Here is a 21,139-nt window from a genome sequence, read left to right on the forward strand (position 1 = left end):
TTCTTTTCTCCGCCTTTTTTTCATTGAGAGAAAGAATATGAAAAGAAATGAGGAAGCGCGCGGCAAGTTACTTGAAAATGTTTCCTTGAATTCGATATAGTGGTTATAAGACTAAAATTAGCGTTAAAGATTCAAAATAGAAGTATTGTCTAGTTAATACATCAAAATTTAAAAGGAGGTTTATATATGAAATTATTGACTGAACAAAAACATGAACTAGAAGGATTGACTGTTCATACCATTCAAACAGCTAAGTACAAAACAAACACGTTCATTTTAAAACTAAATGCCCCTTTAGATAAGAAAACGGTGACAATGCGTGCCCTTTTACCTTATGTGCTTCAAAGCGCTACCGAGTCGCTGCCGTCTACGACAAAGCTTCGTACATATTTAGATGAGCTTTATGGTGCTACTTTACAAGTAGACTTAACAAAAAAAGGTGATAACCACGATATTACGATTCGCATTGATATAGCGAATGAAAAATATTTGAAAGATTCAACTCCGCTTTTGCAAAAAGCGTTAGCGCTTCTTGGCGATATTTTATTAAAGCCAGCAGTTGAAGGGGACTCTTTTTTAAAGGATATTATGACAAAAGAAAAGCGTTCGCTTCGTCAGAGAATTCAAGCCGTATTTGATGATAAAATGCGCTATGCTAATTTAAGACTAGTCGAAGAAATGTGTAAAGAAGAACCTTACTCTTTACATGTAAACGGTCAAATTGACGACGTGGAAGAAATTACAGGTGAAAGTTTGTACGCCTATTATCAGCAGGTGTTAAAAGAAGATGCCATTCACCTTTATGCTATTGGAGATTTGCAAGTCGAAGAGGTTTTACAAACAGTAAAAGAAACATTTACGTTACCAAAGCGCGAGCAAAAAGACATTGAAGATTCTATTACGTCTAAAGATATCTCAAAAGTAAATGAAGTAGTGGAAAAACAAGAAGTAAAACAAGGGAAATTAAATATTGGCTACCGCACAAATGTTGTATACGGAGATAGACAGTATTTTGCTCTGCAAGTATTTAACGGTATATTCGGAGGTTTCTCACATTCTAAGCTATTTATCAATGTGCGTGAAAAAGCAAGCTTAGCCTATTATGCCGCTTCAAGGGTAGAAAGTCATAAGGGGTTACTGATGGTCATGTCGGGTATTGATGCTAAAAATTACGACCAAGCCGTGACCATTATTAAAGAACAAATGCAGGAGATGAAGCAAGGGTCGTTCACAGACGGCGAAATCGCTCAAACAAAAGCCGTCATTCACAATCAGCTGCTTGAAACGGTGGATACTCCACGAGGACTAGTAGAGGTTATGTATCATAATGAATTAACAGGCAAAGACATTTCAATTGACGAATACTTAAAGCATATTGATGCGGTATCTAAGCAGGAAATTATTAAAGTGGCTGAGAAAATTGAAATGGATACAATTTATTTCTTAACAGGAACGGGCGGTGAAGAAAATGGAGAAAATTGAATTTTCGCAGCTTCAGGAACAGCTGTATCATGAAAAAATGGATAACGGGCTACAGGTATATATTTTGCCAAAGCCGGAGTTTAACAAAACGTTTGCTACCTTTACAACGAACTACGGATCGATTGACAATCAATTCGTACCGCTAAATGAAAATGAAATGACAAAAGTTCCGGACGGAATCGCACACTTTTTAGAGCATAAATTATTTGAAAAAGAAGACGGGGATGTCTTTCAGCAGTTTAGTAAACAAGGCGCTTCGGCCAATGCATTTACTTCTTTTACCCGCACAGCTTACTTATTCAGCTGTACGTCAAATTTTGAAGAAAACCTTGAAACATTAGTGGACTTTGTACAAGAGCCGTACTTCTCAGAAAAAACGGTCGAAAAAGAAAAAGGCATTATCGGTCAAGAAATTACAATGTATGACGACAATCCGGACTGGCGCTTGTATTTTGGCACCATTCAAAATATGTACAAAAACCACCCTGTTAAAATTGATATTGCCGGCACAATCGAATCGATTTCACATATTAATAAAGATTTGCTGTATACATGCTATGAAACGTTCTACCATCCAAGCAACATGCTGTTGTTCATTGTAGGTCCTGTTGATGCGGAAAAAGTAATGAAGCAAGTCCGAGACAATCAGCAGAAAAAAGATTATAAAGAAATCTCTGACATACAGCGTTATTTTGACGAAGAGCCTGAAACGGTGGATCAAGAAAAACAAGTACTAAAAATGCCGGTGCAGTCTTCTAAATGTATGGTGGGTCTAAAAGCGAAAAATCCGCAGCGTTCAGGTGGAGAAATGCTTAAATATGAGTTAGCAATGAATATTATTTTAGATTACGCATTTGGAAAAAGCTCTTCGTACTATGAGGAATTATATGCAGACGGGCTCATTGATGAAACATTTGCTTATGATTATACGGAGGAAAGAGGATTTGGTTTTGCTCTTATCGGAGGAGATACGGACCAACCGGAGCAGCTGTATGATCGAGTTAAACAAATTTTACTTGAAATGAAAACAAAATCACTAACAGAAGAGGAGCTTGAGCGTATCCGTAAAAAGAAAATTGGCGGATTTTTACGTTCATTAAACTCACCTGAGTTTATCGCTAATCAGTTTACACGCTATGCATTTAATGATATGAATTTATTTGATATTGTTGAAACGCTGGAAAAACTGAAGGTGAACGAAATAAAAGATGTGCTAAACGAGATTATTGATGAAAAGAACTTTACGGTTTGTGAAGTAGTACCTAAATAAAGATGATTGTTGCCAAAAAAGCTGATGTTCATCAGCTTTTTTGCATGTAAAGGAGAGAAGGTTATGGAGAAATTTGCCCTTGTGACAGGTGCAAGCGGAGGAATTGGCACAGCGATTGCTAAGCAATTGGCTGAGGATGGATATTCGCTTATTTTGCATTACCATCAACGAAGAGACAGAATAGAGGCGCTTGCACATGAGCTTGCTGAAAAGGTAAAAACCGTGTTTACGGTACAAGCGGATTTATCATGTAAAGAGGGAGTGGAGAAGTTTTTAGAGGAAATTATTGTTCCGGTAGAAGTTATTATTCATAACAGCGGACGAAGCGTTAGCGGGTTAATGACAGATACTCCGGCAAAAGAAACTGAAGAAATGATCTATCTTCACATCACGGCTCCCTTTGTTATTACCAAAGCTTTATTACCTAAAATGATTAGTGCTAAAAGCGGACAAATCATCATAATTTCTTCCATTTGGGGACTTACAGGAGCTTCATTTGAAGTCCTTTATTCAATGGTAAAAGGTGCACAAAATACATTTGTAAAAGCTTTGGCGAAAGAGGTTGCACTAAGTGGGGTTCGAGTAAATGGAGTTGCGCCCGGAGCGATTGAAACGGATATGATGGCCAGCTATTCAAAAGAAGAGGTCAAAGAGCTGGCTGAAGAGATCCCTTTAGGAAGAATAGGATATCCAAAAGAAGTGGCAGAGGCGGTTTCATATTTAATATCTTCACGAGCTTCCTACATAACGGGACAAATATTATCGGTTAATGGCGGCTGGTACATATAAAGTGTGCATAAAATCAAAAACAAGGTACAAACTATGATATGAATAAACCTTAAGGAGGGCTACTCATGTCAGTATTAGAAAATTGGGATAGCTGGAAAGATTTTTTAGGCGACCGTTTACATCATGCGCAAAACGAAGGAATGCAAGAAGAAGTTATTCATGATCTTGCTTATCAAATTGGTGGATATTTAGCAAACCAAGTTGATGCAAAAAATGATCAAGAGCGAATTTTAGCAGACCTTTGGAGCGTTGCTTCTAAAGAAGAGCAGCATGCGATTGCGAGCAGCATGGTGAAATTAGTTCAAAATAACGGATCAGTAAAATAAGTTATCGTTTCTAAAAAGGAGCTAATTCACCGCGTGTGAGAGCTCCTTTTTTCTTAGAAATAAATAGTACAAATAAATAAGCGCTTACATACATAACAAATGTAGAACTACTTGTCTTTAGGGTTTATAATAGAATGGAAATCATTTATAGTTAAACTAGGTGAAAAAAAGGGGGCACCTCTCGAAGGCCAGCCAAGAAATGGGAGGGGTTTGATGGAGAAAATTGAGTGGTATTTAGAATATCAAATACAAAAAAATCGTCCGGGTCTTTTAGGTGATATTTCATCGCTTCTTGGAATGTTGTCAATTAATATTGTCACAATTAATGGAGTGGATGATATTCGCCGCGGATTATTGCTGCGCTGTGATTCACATGAGCAAATAGACAGGCTTGAATCTATTTTGAAAACAATGGATAATATCATTGTGACAAAAATGAGACCGCCTAAATTGCGTGATAAGTTAGCAGTGCGTCACGGCCGCTATATTCAGCGGGACGCAGATGATAAAAAGACGTTCCGTTTCGTAAGAGATGAATTAGGTTTGCTCGTAGATTTTATGGCGGAACTGTTTAAACAAGACGGTCATAAGCTTATCGGCATTCGAGGTATGCCGCGAGTAGGCAAAACCGAATCCATTGTAGCAGCTAGCGTATGTGCGAACAAAAGGTGGCTTTTTGTGTCTTCTACACTCTTAAAACAAACGATTCGCAGTCAGCTTATTGCTGACGAATACAACGCCGATAATATTTTTATTATTGACGGGATTGTATCGACAAAACGAGCGAATGAAAAGCACTGGCAGCTTGTACGAGAAGTAATGAATGTACCCGCGACAAAAATTGTGGAGCATCCGGATGTATTTGTACAAAATACCGAGTATTCGTTAGATGATTTTGCCTACATTATTGAAATAAGAAACGACCCCAATGAGAAAATTACATATGAAATAATGGAAGGTCCTCAAATGTTTCAAGACGGTGGATTATCGATGTTTGATTTTTAGCATAATTGGTAGGTGTTAGCATTGACAGAGTTAGGACAAAGGTTAAGACAAGAACGAGAAAGCAAAGGATTGTCGTTAGAAGATTTACAAAAACTAACGAAAATTCAAAAACGCTATTTACTTGGCATTGAAGAAGGCAATTATGAGGTTATGCCTGGGAAATTTTACGTACGAGCGTTTATTAAGCAATACTGCGAAGCAATTGGGTTGGACACAGATGCTATTTTTGAAGAATACAAATCAGACATTCCTTCAACTCAAACAGAAGACATGCCGCAGCAGCTTTCGCGCGTTCGCAGCCGCAAAGAAATTCCTCAGCATACAAAAGGAGTTTCAAAAGCATATGACTACCTTCCAACTGTTCTAGTGGTGGCGGGAGTTGTAGTTGTTGGGATTATTATTTGGGTAATCGCTCAAAATATCGTCTCGGATAAAAACAAGGAGCAGGCTAACCAAGAAGCTCCAAACAGCGAAGTTCAGCAGTCTAACACGCAGGAAGAAACGAATGAAACTACTGCAAAAAATGACAATAGCAACTCAGAAGATGAACAAAGTGCTGCTGATAAGAAAGAACAAGAAAAAGAAAAAGCTGAAAAAGAAAAAGCCGCAAAAGAAAAAGCTGAGAAAGAAAAAGCTGAGAAAGAAAAAGCTGAAAAAGAAAAGAAAGACAGCGGTAAACAAGAATACAAGGAAGTTCAAAAAACAGGCAGAAGTGCTACGTATGCTCTTTCCGGTGCAGATGCATTTAATCTAGAAGTAACATCCACTCAAGCAGATACTTGGTTAGATGTGAAAAATGGAAAAGGAAATGCTTTCTTTAGCTCCATTCTAAAAAAAGGTGAAACAAAAGAATTTGATTTGACGAAAGAAACTGAAGCTCGCGTCAACATCGGTTATTCACCTGGGGTAGAGTTAAAAGTAAATGGAAAAGCGGTTGACTTGCCGTTTGATTCATCCAAGCAAGTTCGACAAGTTGTAACGATTCAATATCAGCCGGCAGAAGCACAGTAAACACCCTGTTTTAAAAAGTGATCAGGGTGTAAATAAAGATAATATGTGAATTAATCACTCATTCACGCTATAATAAAACCAAAGCCGTGCAAACAACTTCGTTTGCACGCTTTCATTTTGTAACAGTAATTGGAGGCAGAAGAAATGAATTTACCAAACAAGATTACCATTTCGCGGATTTTTCTAATTCCCGTATTCCTCATTTTTATGATGGTGCCGCTACCATTTGGCACAGTAGAGGCGGCAGGAAAAGAGATTCCGATCGCTCACCTATTAGGGGCAGCATTATTTATTATTGCATCTACAACAGACTGGATAGACGGATACTATGCTCGAAAGTACGATTTAGTCACGAACTTGGGCAAATTTTTAGATCCACTAGCAGACAAGCTATTGGTTTCAGCTGCGCTTGTAGCTATTGTTGACTTAGATTTAATTGCAGGTGCAGGATGGGCTGCTATCATCATTATTAGCCGGGAATTTGCTATCACTGGTTTAAGACTTGTACTAGCAGGGGAAGGAGAAGTTGTAGCAGCAAATATGTTAGGTAAAATTAAAACATGGACTCAAATTTTAGCTATTTCAGCTATTCTGTTGTATAACTTGCCTTTTGAATGGGTTTCCATTCCATTTGCTAGCGTAATGCTTTGGATCTCAGTGATTTTTACGGTTATTTCAGGCTGGGACTACTTTGCTAAAAACAAACAGGCTTTTGTTAACTCAAAATAAGTAAGATGGAGATGATATGATGAACGCTGAAATTATTGGAGTCGGCTCTGAGCTGCTGCTTGGACAAATTGCCAATACAAACGCTCAGTATTTATCGAAAAAATTAGCCGAACTTGGAATTAATGTTTACTATCATACGGTAGTAGGAGATAATGCACAGCGCTTAAAAGAAGTGATTGCTACAGCTCAAACGCGTGCGGAGTTAATTATTTTCACAGGCGGGCTTGGTCCTACAAAAGATGATTTAACAAAAGAAACAATTGCGAGTGTGCTAGGAGTAGAGCTGACAACAAATGCAGAAGCACTTGAAAGCATTGAAGCCTATTTCAAACAGTCAAATCGTATCATGACACCTAACAATAAAAAACAGGCAATTGTGCTAGAAGGTTCGGCAGTGCTTCCTAACGATTACGGAATGGCTCCAGGTATGGGGCTTACGGTAGAGGGAAAACACTATATGCTATTCCCCGGGCCTCCAAAAGAGCTTTATCCAATGTATGAATCGTATGGTCAAGAATTTTTAGCTCAAAAGCTTGAATTAAAAGAAAGTATTGAATCACGCGTTCTTCGCTTTTTCGGAATAGGAGAATCACAGCTTGAGACGGAAATTGAAGATTTGCTTGATGCGCAAACCAACCCGACGATTGCGCCGCTAGCAGGAGATGGAGAAGTGACGCTTCGCTTAACTGCTAAGCACGCTGATGCCGCTGAAGCACAGCGCATGTTAGACGAAGTGGAAAAAACCATTTCAGAGCGCGTAGGCGAGTATTTATATGGATACGAAGCAACTTCTTTACATAATGAATTGGTAAAAGAATTAACGGCGCAAGGCTTGACGATTGCTTCAGCCGAAAGTTTAACCGGCGGTTTATTCAGCGAACGTTTAACAACTGTTTCAGGTGCTGGAGAAGCTGTAAAAGGCAGCCTGGTCGCCTATCATTATGAAATCAAGCAAAATATCCTCGGAGTGAGCGAACACACGCTGAATCAGTACGGAGCCGTTAGCGAGCAGTGCGCGGCTGAAATGGCTCAGCGTATTCAACAGTTATGCAAAACGGATATTGGCATCGGATTTACAGGTGTAGCTGGACCTTCCAAACAAGAAGGACATCCTGTAGGAACAGTATATATAGGGGTAGCCTATAAAGATCAAGCTCCTCAAGTTTACAGCCTGCAGCTATCTGGAAGCCGCCAGGGGATTCGTTCACGAACGGTTAATTATGGCTGTCATTACGTATTAAAGATGATAAAGAAATAAAGAAAAAAGGCTGTTTGGTTTTTCCAAAACAGCCTTTTTTTTATAAAATAATAAACGAACATTTATTCGCTTTTTGCTTGTCAAACGACTCAAAAACTAGTATAGTAAGTTATAGAAAGTTGTTAATTCGACATTGCTACTACATCGTAGTAAGTTTGCAGTTTATAGATGATTTCAAAGAGATAGAGGAGGAAATTGAGTGAACGATCGTCAAGCAGCCCTTGATATGGCTTTAAAACAAATTGAAAAGCAATTTGGTAAAGGTTCAATTATGAAATTAGGTGAACAAACGGAAAAAAGAATTTCTACAATTCCAAGTGGTTCATTAGCGTTAGATATAGCTTTAGGTGTAGGTGGATATCCACGTGGACGTGTAGTTGAAGTATATGGTCCAGAAAGCTCAGGTAAAACAACAGTTGCTCTTCATGCGATTGCAGAAGTTCAACAGCAGGGCGGACAGGCTGCATTTATCGATGCGGAGCACGCGTTAGATCCTGTATATGCTCAAAAATTAGGTGTGAATATTGATGAGCTATTATTATCTCAGCCTGATACGGGAGAACAAGCTTTAGAAATCGCTGAAGCTTTAGTTCGAAGCGGTGCAGTAGATATTATCGTTGTTGACTCAGTAGCAGCATTAGTGCCAAAAGCGGAAATTGAAGGAGAAATGGGAGACTCTCACGTGGGTCTACAAGCTCGTTTAATGTCTCAAGCATTGCGTAAACTATCTGGAGCTATCAACAAGTCTAAAACAATCGCTATCTTTATTAACCAAATTCGTGAAAAAGTCGGCGTTATGTTTGGTAATCCTGAAACAACTCCTGGTGGACGTGCGCTTAAATTCTATTCTTCAGTGCGTCTAGAAGTGCGTCGTGCAGAGCAGTTAAAGCAAGGAAACGATATTGTAGGTAACAAAACAAGAATTAAAGTTGTGAAAAACAAAGTAGCTCCGCCTTTCCGTGCTGCTGAAGTAGATATTATGTACGGAGAAGGTATTTCAAAAGAGGGTGAAATTTTGGATATCGCTTCTGAACTAGATATTGTTCAAAAAAGTGGATCTTGGTATTCATATAATGACGAGCGTCTAGGTCAAGGTCGTGAAAATGCAAAACAATTCTTAAAAGAAAATACTGATATTCGTCAGGAAATTGCGGGACAAGTGCGTGAACATCATGGTTTAGACCAAGATGGAGAGCCAGCTCCTGAGGATGACGATCAAGGCGATTTAAATATTTAATTTGCTGCGAGATAAAAAAAGACTCCTCTATTTCAAAGAAGGGGTCTTTTTTTTGTAAAAATTGTTAATGATAGAAAAGTAACATACGAAATTTCAATATATACTGTAGAGGCAGGCTTGACAATAAAAATGCACAGATTTACAATTAAGATGTATATTTTCCCTTTTTAAAACATTTTAGCGTTTAAAAGCCTTTGTGTGTATATTGAAAGGTGAATACGATGTACATGCCGACATGAAATTTAAAACTTACAAGTTTATAGCAAGGGGAGGTGAAATGATGGATACTAATACAATCATCTTCGCTTTGCTTGGCCTAATCGTCGGTGCAGTTGTTGGCTTTTTTGTTTGTAAATCGATTGCTGAAGCTAAAATTGCGGGAGCAAAGTCTAGTGCAGAACAAATTATCGATGAAGGAACCCGCGAGGCGGAAGCTTTGAAAAAAGAAGCTTTACTAGAAGCGAAGGATGAAATCCATCAGCTTCGTACAGAGGCAGAACAAGATATTCGTGATCGTCGAGCAGAACTTCAAAAACAAGAAAATCGATTAATGCAAAAAGAGGAAAATCTTGATCGTAAAGACGAATCACTTGATAAACGTGAAGCGTTACTTGAAAAGAAAGATGATTCTCTTACTGTTAAACAACAGCATATTGAAGAGATGGAAAGCAAAGTTGAAGAAGTAGTACGTGCACAGCAAACAGAGCTAGAGCGCATTTCAAGCTTAACAAGAGAAGATGCAAGAGCGATTATTTTAGATCGTGTTGAAAATGAACTTTCCCACGATATTGCAATAATGGTAAAAGAAACAGAAAACCGTGCAAAAGAAGACGCCGATAAAAAGGCGAAAGAAATTCTTTCACTTGCTATTCAGCGTTGCGCAGCAGATCATGTTGCTGAAACGACTGTCTCAGTTGTTAACTTGCCAAATGACGAAATGAAAGGCCGAATTATCGGTCGAGAAGGTCGAAACATCCGTACGCTTGAAACTTTGACAGGAATTGATCTTATTATTGATGATACGCCAGAAGCAGTTATTTTATCAGGATTTGACCCAATTCGTCGTGAGACAGCAAGAATTGCACTTGATAAACTCGTTCAAGATGGTCGTATCCATCCCGCGCGTATTGAAGAAATGGTTGAAAAATCTCGCCGTGAAGTGGACGAATATATTCGTGAAGTTGGTGAACAAACGACGTTTGAAGTCGGTGTTCACGGGTTGCACCCAGACTTGATGAAAATTCTTGGTCGCTTAAAATTCAGAACAAGCTATGGTCAAAATGTGCTGAAACATTCAATGGAAGTAGCGTATTTATCAGGACTTATGGCTGCTGAATTAGGTGAAGATGAAACGTTAGCCAAACGAGCAGGATTGTTACATGATATTGGTAAAGCAATTGACCATGAGGTAGAAGGAAGTCACGTAGAAATCGGTGTTGAATTAGCTACAAAGTATAAAGAACATCCGGTTGTTATTAACGCGATTGCTTCTCACCATGGAGATACAGAACCAACATCAATCATTGCTGTACTAGTTGCAGCAGCGGATGCATTATCTGCTGCAAGACCAGGTGCTCGCAGTGAGACGTTAGAAAACTATATTCGTCGTCTTGAAAAGTTAGAAGAAATTTCAGAGTCTTATGAAGGCGTTGAAAAATCATTTGCGATTCAAGCAGGGCGTGAAGTTCGTATTATGGTGAAACCAGATACGATTGGTGATCTAGAAGCGCATCGACTTGCTCGAGATATCCGAAAACGAATTGAAGATGAGCTGGATTATCCTGGCCACATCAAAGTAACCGTTATTCGTGAAACAAGAGCAGTAGAGTATGCAAAATAAAAATGAAGTGGCGTTTCGCCACTTTATTTTTTTTCGTAGAGATGAAGATGCAGATTAAGAATGAAGTATAGGAGCTTTTACATGAGAATTTTATTTATCGGAGACGTAGTTGGTTCTCCAGGCCGTGAAATGGTTGAAGAATATTTACCAAGATTAAAAAGAAAATACTCTCCGGGACTTACAATTGTGAATGGAGAAAATGCAGCTTCAGGAAAAGGCATTACTGAAAAGATTTATCGTCAGTTCTTGCAAGCAGGGGCTAATATTATTACCCTTGGTAACCACGCGTGGGACAAACGTGAAATTTTTGATTTTATTGACGATGCAAAAAATCTTGTTCGTCCAGCTAATTTTCCTGAAGGTACACCTGGCAAGGGAATTACGTATTTTACGTACAATCAGCTTGAGGTAGCCGTGATTAATTTACAAGGGCGCACGTTTATGGCTCCGCTTGATTGTCCATTTCAAAAAGCAGATGACCTGATTGAGGAAGCACGTCAGCGCACTCCGCTCATTTTTATTGATTTTCATGCTGAAACAACAAGTGAAAAGCAAGCGATTAGCTGGTATGTGGACGGTCGTGTCAGCGCTGTTGTCGGCACTCATACGCATGTTCAAACAGCTGACAATCGTATATTGCCAAAAGGAACAGCCTACATCTCTGACGTAGGGATGACGGGACCATATGACGGCATTTTAGGGATGGAGCGCGAAGCTGTTATTAAGCGTTTTTTAACGTCTCTTCCTGTTCGATTTGAAGTGCCAAAAGAAGGAAGAACGCAGCTTAGTGGAATCGTTATTGATATTGATCAAAAGACGGGGAAAGCAACAAAAACAGAGCGAATTTTAATTAACGAAGACCATCCGTTTTTTGAATAAAGGGAAAAAGTCAATGTGTCGAAAGACGATACGTTGGCTTTTTTATTTTGTCAAAAACGTAAAAAGAAAAAAGAAAGGTGTAGAAATATAAGTTTTTGAATATTTAGGAAAAACAAGCAGGAATACGTTTGACATATCGTGAATATAGTAACATTGAAATCAATTAAGTCATTGGTCTAATGATCTCTCATCATACATTGTAAAGAATAAGGAGGAGCTAGATATGGAAATATTAAAAGTTTCAGCAAAGTCTAATCCAAATTCAGTTGCTGGTGCCTTAGCAGGCGTGCTGCGCGAACGCGGCGCAGCAGAAATTCAAGCCATTGGGGCCGGGGCGCTTAATCAAGCAGTAAAAGCTGTAGCAATCGCAAGAGGGTTCGTTGCACCAAGTGGGGTTGATTTAATCTGCATCCCAGCTTTTACAGATATTCAAATTGATGGAGAAGAGCGAACAGCCATTAAATTAATTGTAGAGCCGCGATAATTATAAAAACCACGGACCTGTAAAGCATAGAAGCCAAACAGGTCCTTTTTGTATAGAATTAAAGGGGTGTGGGTTGTGATATTTGATGCTCATTGTGATGTATTGATGAAGCTCTGGTTAAATAAACGTTTATCTTTTACATATGATTCAGCGCTGCATGTGACGTTAGAAGGAATAAAAAAAGCAAACGGGAAAGTTCAGCTATTCGCTATTTATATTCCAGAAGCGGTTCCGGCAGCTCAGCGCTTTGATGTTGCGTTAGAAATGATCCAGCTGTTTCAAAGTCATATTTTATCGCTTCCCGGTGTGAAATGGATTCGTTCAAAACGCGATATAGATAGCTTGAAAAAAGGTGAAATAGGAGCAATGCTGACGCTTGAAGGCTGCGATGCCATTGATACCAGTTTAGTTCGCTTAAAGACACTGTTTTCACTGGGTGTACGCTCAGTAGGTTTGACATGGAATTATAGCAATGCCGTGTGTGACGGTATTTTAGAACCTCGAGGCGCGGGGTTATCTTCTTTTGGAAGAGAAGTTGTTGAATTGAATAATGAACATAAAGTGTGGACGGATGTATCTCATTTATCGGTAAGAGGTTTTTGGGATGTGATTGAGCTAGCACAATATGTAGTGGCTACTCATTCCAATTCACACGTATTGTGTTCTCATCCGCGGAATTTAAGAGACGATCAAATTCATGCTTTAATAAAGCGAAACGGCGTGATTGGCATTACGTTTGTGCCTGAATTTTTAACGAGTTCTGCCAAAGCGCAAATAGCGGATGTGATCCGTCATCTTGATTACATGTGTGAAAGAGGAGGCGAATACTCCGTTGGTTTTGGCTCTGACTTTGACGGCATTGACAAAACGGTTCATCGTCTCGGAAGATATGAACAGTATACGAATTTAATCGAAGAACTCCTTAAGCATTACACTGAGGAGCAGGTAAAACGTTTTCTGTTTCAAAACTTTGCTGATCGTGTATGCAGCTAATAAAAAAAGAGCTTTTTCTTCTTGGAAAAGCTCTTTTTTATAGAAGTTATTTATATACTAATGCCTCATGTAAAGACAGAAAAGATCATTAAAAAACTTCATCTTATTCATTAAATATAAATATAATTAAAACGATTGAGAATTCAATGAAAAGGGTTGCATTTTTCTGGCAATCGGAATAAAATTGAAAACGGATTATGGAGCTGCTCAAGCAGAAACGTATCCTGCACAGCCACAAGGTGCTGTGGGAGTTTTGCAGATGATTTTGGTTGGTGAAATGCAGAAGCAAATGAAATCGTTTGCTAATTTACTTTTTTCAGTTTTTATCAATAAAATAGATTTCTATATTATAAGCAATTAAAGGAGTGGCGTTGATTTATGGTACAGCAACTTTCATGGAAAGTTGGCGGACAGCAGGGTGAGGGAATCGAAAGTACGGGAGAAATTTTTTCAACCGCTTTAAATCGATTAGGTTATTACTTATACGGCTATCGTCATTTTTCTTCTCGTATCAAAGGTGGACATACAAATAATAAGATTCGAGTGAGTACAACTCAAGTTCGATCTGTGTCAGATGATTTGGATATTTTAGTTGCGTTCGATCAGGAAACAATCGATGTAAACGTCCATGAGCTGCGCGCAGGAGGCGTTGTAATTGCAGATGCGAAATTCAACCCAAGTCTGCCCGAAACATGTACAACTGCTACGCTATATGCTGTTCCGTTTACGGAAATTGCAACGGAATTAGGAACGTCGCTAATGAAGAACATGGTTGCTGTAGGCGCTTCAAGTGCTGTGCTTCATATTGACACAGAAGTATTTGAAGAAGTAGTACTTGAAATCTTCGGTAAAAAGGGCCAAAAAGTTGTACAAAAAAACATGGAAGCTATTAAAAAAGGTGCAGATTACATTCGTGAACAGCTAGGCGAACAATTAGAAACAATGAAACTAGATCCAGCGGATGGTAAAAAACGTATGTTTATGATTGGAAACGATGCGATTGCGCTGGGTGCTTTAGCCGGTGGGGCTCGTTTTATGCCAGCGTATCCAATTACTCCTGCTTCAGAAATCATGGAATACTTAATTAAAAAGCTTCCTCAATTTGGTGGAACCGTTATTCAAACAGAAGATGAAATCGCAGCATGTACGATGGCTATCGGAGCTAACTATGCAGGCGTACGTGCGCTGACAGCATCAGCTGGACCAGGTTTATCCTTAATGATGGAGTCGATTGGATTAGCAGGAATCACTGAGCAGCCTGTTGTGATTATAGATACTCAGCGCGGCGGGCCAAGTACAGGTCTTCCAACTAAGCAAGAACAGTCTGATTTAATGGCCATGATTTACGGTACGCACGGTGAAATTCCGAAGATCGTCATGGCGCCAAGTACGGTTGAAGAAGCATTCTACGATACGATTGAAGCGTTTAACTTAGCAGAAGAATATCAGTGCCCAGTTATTATGCTAACGGATTTACAGCTTTCACTTGGGAAGCAATCAGTAGAACCGCTTGACTATAATCGCGTTGAAATCCGCCGCGGTAAGCTTCAGCAAGGAGAGCTAGAAGAGCTGGAAGAAAAACAATACTACAAGCGCTACCGCGTAACAGAAGACGGCGTATCACCACGCGTCATTCCAGGAATGAAGCATGGCATTCATCACGTGACGGGAGTAGAACATGATGAGACAGGAAAGCCATCTGAATCTCCGGTGAACCGCGATGATCAAATGAATAAGCGTCTTCGTAAAACAAAAGGAATTCGTTTTAATACGCCAATTCATGTTCACTCTCATGAAAAAGAGTCTGATATTTTATTTGTTGGATTTAATTCGACGCGTGGAGTTATTGAAGAGGCAATGGGACGTTTGGAACAGGACGGTATAAAAGTAAATCATGCTCACATTCGTTTGATTCATCCGTTCCCAGCTGACGAACTGCTTCCTTACGTGCAAGGAGCTAAAAAAGTAGTCGTCGTTGAAAACAATGCTACTGGACAGCTTGCTAATATTTTAAAAATGAATATTGCAAGTCATGATAAAATTCAAAGCGTATTGAAGTATGATGGAAATCCATTTCTTCCGCAAGAAGTATACGCAAAAAGTAAGGAGATGTTTGTGTTAAATGGCAACGTTTAAAGATTTTCGTAACAGTGTAAAACCTAACTGGTGTCCGGGGTGTGGAGATTTCTCCGTACAGGCAGCCATTCAACGCGCATCTGCTAACGTAGGTTTAGAACCTCATGAGCTTGCTGTTATTTCAGGTATTGGATGTTCTGGACGTATCTCTGGTTATATTAATTCATATGGTTTTCATGGTATTCACGGACGTGCGCTTCCAATCGCTCAAGGTGTAAAAATGGCTAATCGTGACTTAACCGTTATCGCATCTGGCGGTGATGGAGATGGGTTTGCTATAGGTATGGGACACACGGTACATGCGATTCGCCGAAACATCGATGTAACGTATATCGTAATGGATAACCAAATCTATGGTTTAACAAAAGGACAAACATCTCCTCGCAGTGAAGTAGGATTCAAGACAAAAAGTACGCCTGAAGGATCAATCGAGTCGTCTTTATCTGTCATGGAGCTTGCGTTAACTTCTGGAGCAACGTTTTTGGCGCAAAGCTTTTCAACGAATTTAAAAGAGTTAACAAGCTTAATTGAACAAGGCATCCAGCATAAAGGTTTTTCCTTAATTAACGTATTTAGCCCGTGCGTAACGTATAACAAAGTGAACACGTATGATTGGTTTAAAGAAAACCTAACTAGTCTTAGCACAATTGAAGGTTATGATGCAAACAATCGTATGCAAGCTATGCAGACGTTAATGGAGCATAACGGCTTAGTAACAGGGCTTATTTATCAAAATGCGCATCAGCCGTCGTATCAGCAGCTTGTTCATGGTTATAGTGAAGAGCCGCTGTCAAAAGCAGACTTAGGTATGACTGAGGAAAAATTTGATGAGCTAGTAGCTGAATTTATGTAAAAGAGGCTGCAATAAAAGCAGTTTAGTAGAGGGGAAATCCGAACGGTGAACTGAGATTCTTGATGGAGAATCCAACTCGTTCGGATTTTTTCATAGTGATAGCGAACGTAGGTTTCATGTAGGGAGTGGCTTCTAGCTGTTAATTGGAGAGCTAGGAGAAGGCTCATCGGCCGCTCGCCGAAAGCGAAGTTTTGCACAGAAATCAACAGCGGTGTAATAAGCGAGTTTCTATGAGCTCTTTTATCCCATTTGTTCTTCTCTAAAATAGATTAATTTAGTTATGTATCAATCTCTTTTTGTTATTTAATAAATGTTTCGAAATCCGAAAGAAATTTTAACGAAACAGGTATAGAAAATAGGTATATGATTGTGTTCGCTACTTGAAAGTTATATACTATGTTAATGTGATGAGTTTTATGCATAAGCATAAGGCTGTCACATTTTTTTGCGATTTACAGGTGCAACGTGACAATTGTCATGGCGAAAGGAGATTTTTTTATGAACGAAAAACAACGTTTAGAAAGCAACCAAGTTAATCCAGCGGACAAAAAATCCGAAAAGGATTACAGTAAATATTTTCAAACAGTATACATGCCACCTTCTTTAAAAGATGCGAAAAAACGAGGAAAAGAAGAAGTTTCCTATCACAATGATTTTGCAATCGATGAACAGTTTCATGGAATGGGACAGGGACGTAAATTTTATATCCGTACGTACGGCTGTCAAATGAATGAGCACGATACAGAAGTAATGGCTGGTATTTTTCTAGGCCTTGGCTACGAGCCAACTGACTCTGTTGAAGATGCTCATGTTATTTTATTGAATACGTGTGCGATCCGTGAAAATGCGGAAAATAAAGTGTTTGGTGAATTAGGACACTTGAAGGCCTTAAAGCGCGAGCGCCCTGAGCTATTAATCGGCGTCTGCGGATGTATGTCTCAAGAAGAGTCAGTTGTAAATAAAATTTTACAAAAACATCAGCACGTGGATATGATTTTTGGTACACACAACATTCACCGTTTGCCTCACATTTTAAACGAAGCATACTTAGCAAAAGAAATGGTGATTGAAGTATGGTCTAAAGAAGGGGACGTTATTGAAAACCTTCCAAGAGCACGTAAAGGCAGCGTCAAAGCATGGGTTAACATCATGTACGGCTGTGACAAGTTCTGTACGTACTGTATCGTTCCGTATACGCGAGGAAAAGAACGAAGCCGCCGTCCAGAAGACATTATCCAAGAAGTACGTCACTTAGCTGCTCAAGGCTACAAAGAAATTACGCTTTTAGGTCAAAATGTTAATGCATATGGAAAAGATTTTGAAGACATAACGTACGGCCTAGGCGACTTAATGGACGAAATCCGTAAAATTGACGTTGCTCGTATCCGTTTTACAACAAGTCATCCTCGCGACTTTGATGACCGTTTAATTGAAGTTCTTGCTAAAGGCGGAAATCTTGTCGACCACATTCATTTGCCTGTTCAATCAGGAAGCAGTGATATCTTAAAAATTATGGCACGAAAATATTCTCGTGAACATTATTTAGAGCTTGTTCGTAAAATTAAAGAAGCCATTCCAACAGCATCATTAACAACTGATATTATTGTTGGTTTCCCAAATGAAACGGATGAGCAGTTTGAAGAAACAATGTCGCTATACCGTGAGGTTGAATTCGATAGTGCTTATACATTTATTTATTCACCTCGTGAAGGTACGCCAGCTGCTAAGATGCAAGACAACGTACCAATGGAAGTGAAAAAAGAGCGTCTTCAACGCTTAAATGCTCTTGTAAATGAAATTTCTGCAAAGAAATTGAAGGAATATGAAGGTAAAGTTGTCGAAGTATTAGTAGAAGGTGAAAGTAAAAATAATCCGGAAGTATTAGCAGGCTACACGGAAAAAAGTAAGCTTGTAAACTTCAAAGCACCTAAGTCAGTAATTGGGCAACTTGTAAAAGTAAAAGTTACAAAAGCCAAAACATGGACATTAAACGGGGAAATGGTAGAAGAAACAGCAGAGGTGAAGTAATATGGCGCAGTATAACAAGAGTGACGTAATTAAACGTGCTCAAGAGCTGGCAAAAATGATTGCTGAAACAGAAGAAGTAGATTTCTTCAAGCGTGCCGAAGCTCAGCTTAACGAAAATCAAAAAGTGCGTGAAACCATTGCAAGTATTAAAAGTTTGCAAAAACAAGCTGTTAATTTCCAACATTATGGTAAAACAGAAGCGTTAAAACAAGTGGAGGCAAAAATCGATCGTTTACAGGAAGAGCTGGATGAACTGCCGATTATTCAGCAGTTTCAAGAGTCTCAAATAAACGTGAATGATTTGCTTCAACTTGTTGCTAACACTATTTCAAACACAGTAACGGACGAAATTATTGTGTCAACAGATGGTGATTTACTGCGCGGTGAAACAGGTTCACAGGTGCGAAACAGCCCTGGATCTAGCTGCTCATAAAAAAAATGCCTCAGCAATTTGCTGAGGCATTTTTTTGTGCATCCCGTGGCATGAAAATTGGGCAGATTTTCTCTCTAATAATTGTCACGTTTTTCTATATCCTTGCATACAATGGAACATAGGTTTTTTATGCCTTAAACCTAGTTTCTTAAAAATAATGTGCAAACAAGTGAATGAGCCTGCATAGGATGAAATGAAGATAGTTTGAGGAGGGTATGCTCACATGTCACAACACTATAGAGAAATTATTACAAAAGCAGTCGTAGGTAAAGGTCGCAAGTTTACACAATCGTCTCATACGCTTGCACCGAAAAATCGACCAACAAGCATCTTAGGGTGCTGGGTGATTAACCATGAGTACAAAGCAAAGAAAAGCGGCAGCAATGTAGAAGTTGACGGCAGATATGATATTAACATCTGGTATTCGTACAATAATAATACAAAAACCGAAGTTTGGACGGAAACCGTATCATACAAAGATAATATTAAGCTGCGCTATAAAGACGAAGATTCGATTGGAGACGATTACGAAGTAATTGTTCGCGTGCTCCAGCAGCCAAATTGCCTAGAGTGCACAATTTCACCAAATGGCAATAAAACGATTGTTCAAGTAGAGAGAGAATTGTTGGCGGAAGTGATTGGCGAAACCAAGGTTTGTGTTGCAGTAAATCCGAAAGGCTGCGATGATGAAGACGAATTTGATTTAGACGTAGATGACGATGAATTTGAAGATTTGGATCCTGATTTTATATTAGGGGACGATGAGTAACTAGGAAGAAGTTCTTCCTAGTTTTTTTATTTTTACTATTTTAAGAAAATTCTTATAAAAATAAAAAAATATATTGCTTTTTGTCGAATCCGCAGTGTATAGTAAATCTAAAGAAAATAATGCATTAATTTTCAGAAAATTTAGTTATATCAGATAAGTATTTCTTGGGGGTTTACTATGAGCTTATTTCGTAAAAAATCAATTCAAACGTTAATTAGTGAAACCAACTCTAAAGGTGTTAAATTAAAAAAGGATTTAGGCGCTTTCGATTTAACAATGTTAGGAATTGGAGCTATTATCGGAACCGGGATTTTTGTATTAACGGGCGTAGCCGCCGCTGAACATGCCGGTCCAGCTTTAGTTATATCTTTCATTATGTCAGGACTTGCGTGTGTGTTTGCAGCTCTTTGTTATGCAGAGTTTGCCTCAACAGTTCCCGTTTCAGGAAGTGCATACACTTACAGTTATGCAACATTTGGTGAATTAATCGCTTGGATTTTAGGGTGGGATCTTATCTTGGAATACGGTCTTGCTTCTTCTGCTGTAGCCAGCGGATGGTCCGGGTATTTCCAAGGATTATTAGCAGGGTTTGGCATACATTTTCCAAAAGCTTTAACGAGTGCATATAATCCTGCAAACGGCACGTATATTGATATTCCAGCAATTATGATCGTATTTTTAATCACATTACTTTTAACGCAAGGAGTAAAAAAATCTTCACGTTTTAATGCTATCATGGTTATTATTAAACTGGCTGTTGTACTTCTGTTTATCGGGGTAGGAGTTAGCTATGTTAAACCAGAAAACTGGACGCCGTTTATGCCGTTTGGTTTCTCGGGAGTAGCGACAGGAGCAGCAACTGTATTCTTCGCCTACATTGGGTTTGATGCTGTAGCAACAGCGGCCGAGGAAGTACGCAAGCCTCAGCGGGATATGCCAATTGGAATTATCGCATCTCTTGCGATTTGTACAGTCCTTTATATCGTCGTATCGCTTATCTTAACAGGAATCGTACCTTATACAGAATTAAATGTTAAAAACCCTGTAGCATTTGCTTTAAGCTACATTAACCAAGACTGGGTAGCAGGATTTATTTCATTAGGCGCAATTGTTGGTATCACAACGGTACTACTCGTTATGATGTATGGACAAACTCGTTTATTTTATGCGATCAGTCGAGATGGTCTATTGCCAAAGCCTTTTTCAAAAATCAGTGAGAAAAAACAAACGCCAGTAGTAAATACGTGGATTACATGTTTACTAGTATCCATCTTCTCTGGTTTAGTACCATTAGGAAGATTAGCAGAATTAACAAACATCGGTACTCTTTTTGCTTTCATGACCGTATCAATTGGAATTTTATATTTGCGTAAATCAAAACAAACTTCAGAATCGACTGGTTTCCGCGTACCGTTCGTGCCGGTGATTCCAATTTTAGCTTTTGTGTTCTGTTTATACTTAGCACTTCAGCTTCCAAAGTTAACATGGATTAGTTTCGTAATTTGGCTTGTACTAGGGCTAGTGGTTTACTTCTTATACGGACGTAAGCATAGTCATTTGAACAGCAGTAAATAATGAAAAGCTTCGGACAAGCTTCTTCCTTCGTCCGAAGCTTTT

20 protein-coding genes are annotated in these 21,139 nt (G+C 39.0%); all 20 read left to right on the forward strand.

The genetic code is table 11. The features are described from left to right. The first annotated feature begins 186 nt into the window (after positions 1-186). Entirely contained in the window at positions 187-1,482 is a 1,296-nt protein-coding gene (gene yfmF, locus AC0KUU_RS03880; RefSeq protein ID WP_013058812.1) for an EF-P 5-aminopentanol modification-associated protein YfmF, read from the forward strand. Further along, positions 1,469-2,752 (forward strand): EF-P 5-aminopentanol modification-associated protein YfmH, encoded by a 1,284-nt coding sequence (gene yfmH, locus AC0KUU_RS03885; protein ID WP_322552394.1) that lies wholly within the window; start codon positions 1,469-1,471, stop codon positions 2,750-2,752. The genes yfmF and yfmH overlap by 14 nt, the downstream gene beginning before the upstream one ends. A 63-nt stretch (positions 2,753-2,815) precedes the next feature. Continuing rightward, the gene (gene ymfI, locus AC0KUU_RS03890; protein WP_162214894.1) at positions 2,816-3,541 is read left to right on the forward strand and encodes an elongation factor P 5-aminopentanone reductase; all 726 of its coding nucleotides are present in this window, start codon (positions 2,816-2,818) and stop codon (positions 3,539-3,541) included. A gap of 65 nt (positions 3,542-3,606) precedes the next feature. After that, complete coding sequence (locus tag AC0KUU_RS03895) at positions 3,607-3,867, forward strand: DUF3243 domain-containing protein (RefSeq protein ID WP_013058809.1); 261 nt, start codon at positions 3,607-3,609, stop codon at positions 3,865-3,867. A 213-nt stretch (positions 3,868-4,080) separates the two neighbouring features. Further along, positions 4,081-4,872: a DUF3388 domain-containing protein gene (locus AC0KUU_RS03900; protein ID WP_013058808.1), complete on the forward strand. Its 792-nt coding sequence runs from the start codon at positions 4,081-4,083 to the stop codon at positions 4,870-4,872. A 12-nt stretch (positions 4,873-4,884) separates the two neighbouring features. Continuing rightward, a complete protein-coding gene (locus AC0KUU_RS03905) occupies positions 4,885-5,883 on the forward strand; it encodes a helix-turn-helix domain-containing protein (RefSeq protein ID WP_322552393.1) in 999 nt (332 codons plus the stop codon). Positions 5,884-6,027: 144 nt separating this feature from the next. Further along, the gene (gene pgsA, locus AC0KUU_RS03910; RefSeq protein WP_013058806.1) at positions 6,028-6,612 is read left to right on the forward strand and encodes a CDP-diacylglycerol--glycerol-3-phosphate 3-phosphatidyltransferase; all 585 of its coding nucleotides are present in this window, start codon (positions 6,028-6,030) and stop codon (positions 6,610-6,612) included. A 16-nt stretch (positions 6,613-6,628) separates the two neighbouring features. Then, positions 6,629-7,870: a competence/damage-inducible protein A gene (locus tag AC0KUU_RS03915; RefSeq protein ID WP_322552392.1), complete on the forward strand. Its 1,242-nt coding sequence runs from the start codon at positions 6,629-6,631 to the stop codon at positions 7,868-7,870. Positions 7,871-8,069: 199 nt separating this feature from the next. Further along, positions 8,070-9,107: a recombinase RecA gene (recA, locus tag AC0KUU_RS03920; RefSeq protein ID WP_013058804.1), complete on the forward strand. Its 1,038-nt coding sequence runs from the start codon at positions 8,070-8,072 to the stop codon at positions 9,105-9,107. A gap of 280 nt (positions 9,108-9,387) precedes the next feature. After that, positions 9,388-10,947 carry a ribonuclease Y gene (rny, locus tag AC0KUU_RS03925; protein WP_043976549.1) on the forward strand — a complete coding sequence of 520 codons (1,560 nt, stop codon included), beginning with the start codon at positions 9,388-9,390 and terminating at the stop codon, positions 10,945-10,947. Between the two features lie 81 nt (positions 10,948-11,028). Then, the gene (locus AC0KUU_RS03930; protein WP_043976551.1) at positions 11,029-11,826 is read left to right on the forward strand and encodes a TIGR00282 family metallophosphoesterase; all 798 of its coding nucleotides are present in this window, start codon (positions 11,029-11,031) and stop codon (positions 11,824-11,826) included. A 223-nt stretch (positions 11,827-12,049) separates the two neighbouring features. After that, a complete protein-coding gene (gene spoVS, locus AC0KUU_RS03935) occupies positions 12,050-12,310 on the forward strand; it encodes a stage V sporulation protein SpoVS (protein ID WP_003181955.1) in 261 nt (86 codons plus the stop codon). Positions 12,311-12,385: 75 nt separating this feature from the next. Then, positions 12,386-13,303 (forward strand): dipeptidase, encoded by a 918-nt coding sequence (locus AC0KUU_RS03940; protein ID WP_162214893.1) that lies wholly within the window; start codon positions 12,386-12,388, stop codon positions 13,301-13,303. A gap of 184 nt (positions 13,304-13,487) precedes the next feature. Then, on the forward strand, positions 13,488-13,664 hold the full coding sequence (locus AC0KUU_RS03945) for a hypothetical protein (protein WP_157842229.1): 177 nt from the start codon (positions 13,488-13,490) through the stop codon (positions 13,662-13,664). A gap of 17 nt (positions 13,665-13,681) precedes the next feature. Further along, positions 13,682-15,439: a 2-oxoacid:acceptor oxidoreductase subunit alpha gene (locus AC0KUU_RS03950; protein ID WP_097824485.1), complete on the forward strand. Its 1,758-nt coding sequence runs from the start codon at positions 13,682-13,684 to the stop codon at positions 15,437-15,439. Beyond that, complete coding sequence (locus AC0KUU_RS03955) at positions 15,426-16,292, forward strand: 2-oxoacid:ferredoxin oxidoreductase subunit beta (RefSeq protein WP_322552391.1); 867 nt, start codon at positions 15,426-15,428, stop codon at positions 16,290-16,292. The genes AC0KUU_RS03950 and AC0KUU_RS03955 overlap by 14 nt, the downstream gene beginning before the upstream one ends. A 498-nt stretch (positions 16,293-16,790) precedes the next feature. Next, entirely contained in the window at positions 16,791-18,320 is a 1,530-nt protein-coding gene (gene miaB / locus AC0KUU_RS03960; protein WP_013084741.1) for a tRNA (N6-isopentenyl adenosine(37)-C2)-methylthiotransferase MiaB, read from the forward strand. 1 nt (position 18,321) lies between these two features. Then, positions 18,322-18,753: a YlbF/YmcA family competence regulator gene (locus AC0KUU_RS03965; protein WP_013058797.1), complete on the forward strand. Its 432-nt coding sequence runs from the start codon at positions 18,322-18,324 to the stop codon at positions 18,751-18,753. A 223-nt stretch (positions 18,754-18,976) separates the two neighbouring features. Then, positions 18,977-19,522 (forward strand): outer spore coat protein CotE, encoded by a 546-nt coding sequence (locus tag AC0KUU_RS03970; protein ID WP_013058796.1) that lies wholly within the window; start codon positions 18,977-18,979, stop codon positions 19,520-19,522. A gap of 177 nt (positions 19,523-19,699) precedes the next feature. Continuing rightward, positions 19,700-21,097 (forward strand): amino acid permease, encoded by a 1,398-nt coding sequence (locus AC0KUU_RS03975; RefSeq protein ID WP_013084740.1) that lies wholly within the window; start codon positions 19,700-19,702, stop codon positions 21,095-21,097. Positions 21,098-21,139 lie beyond the last annotated feature (42 nt).

The sequence above is a fragment of the Priestia sp. ST2 genome (assembly GCF_055810735.1).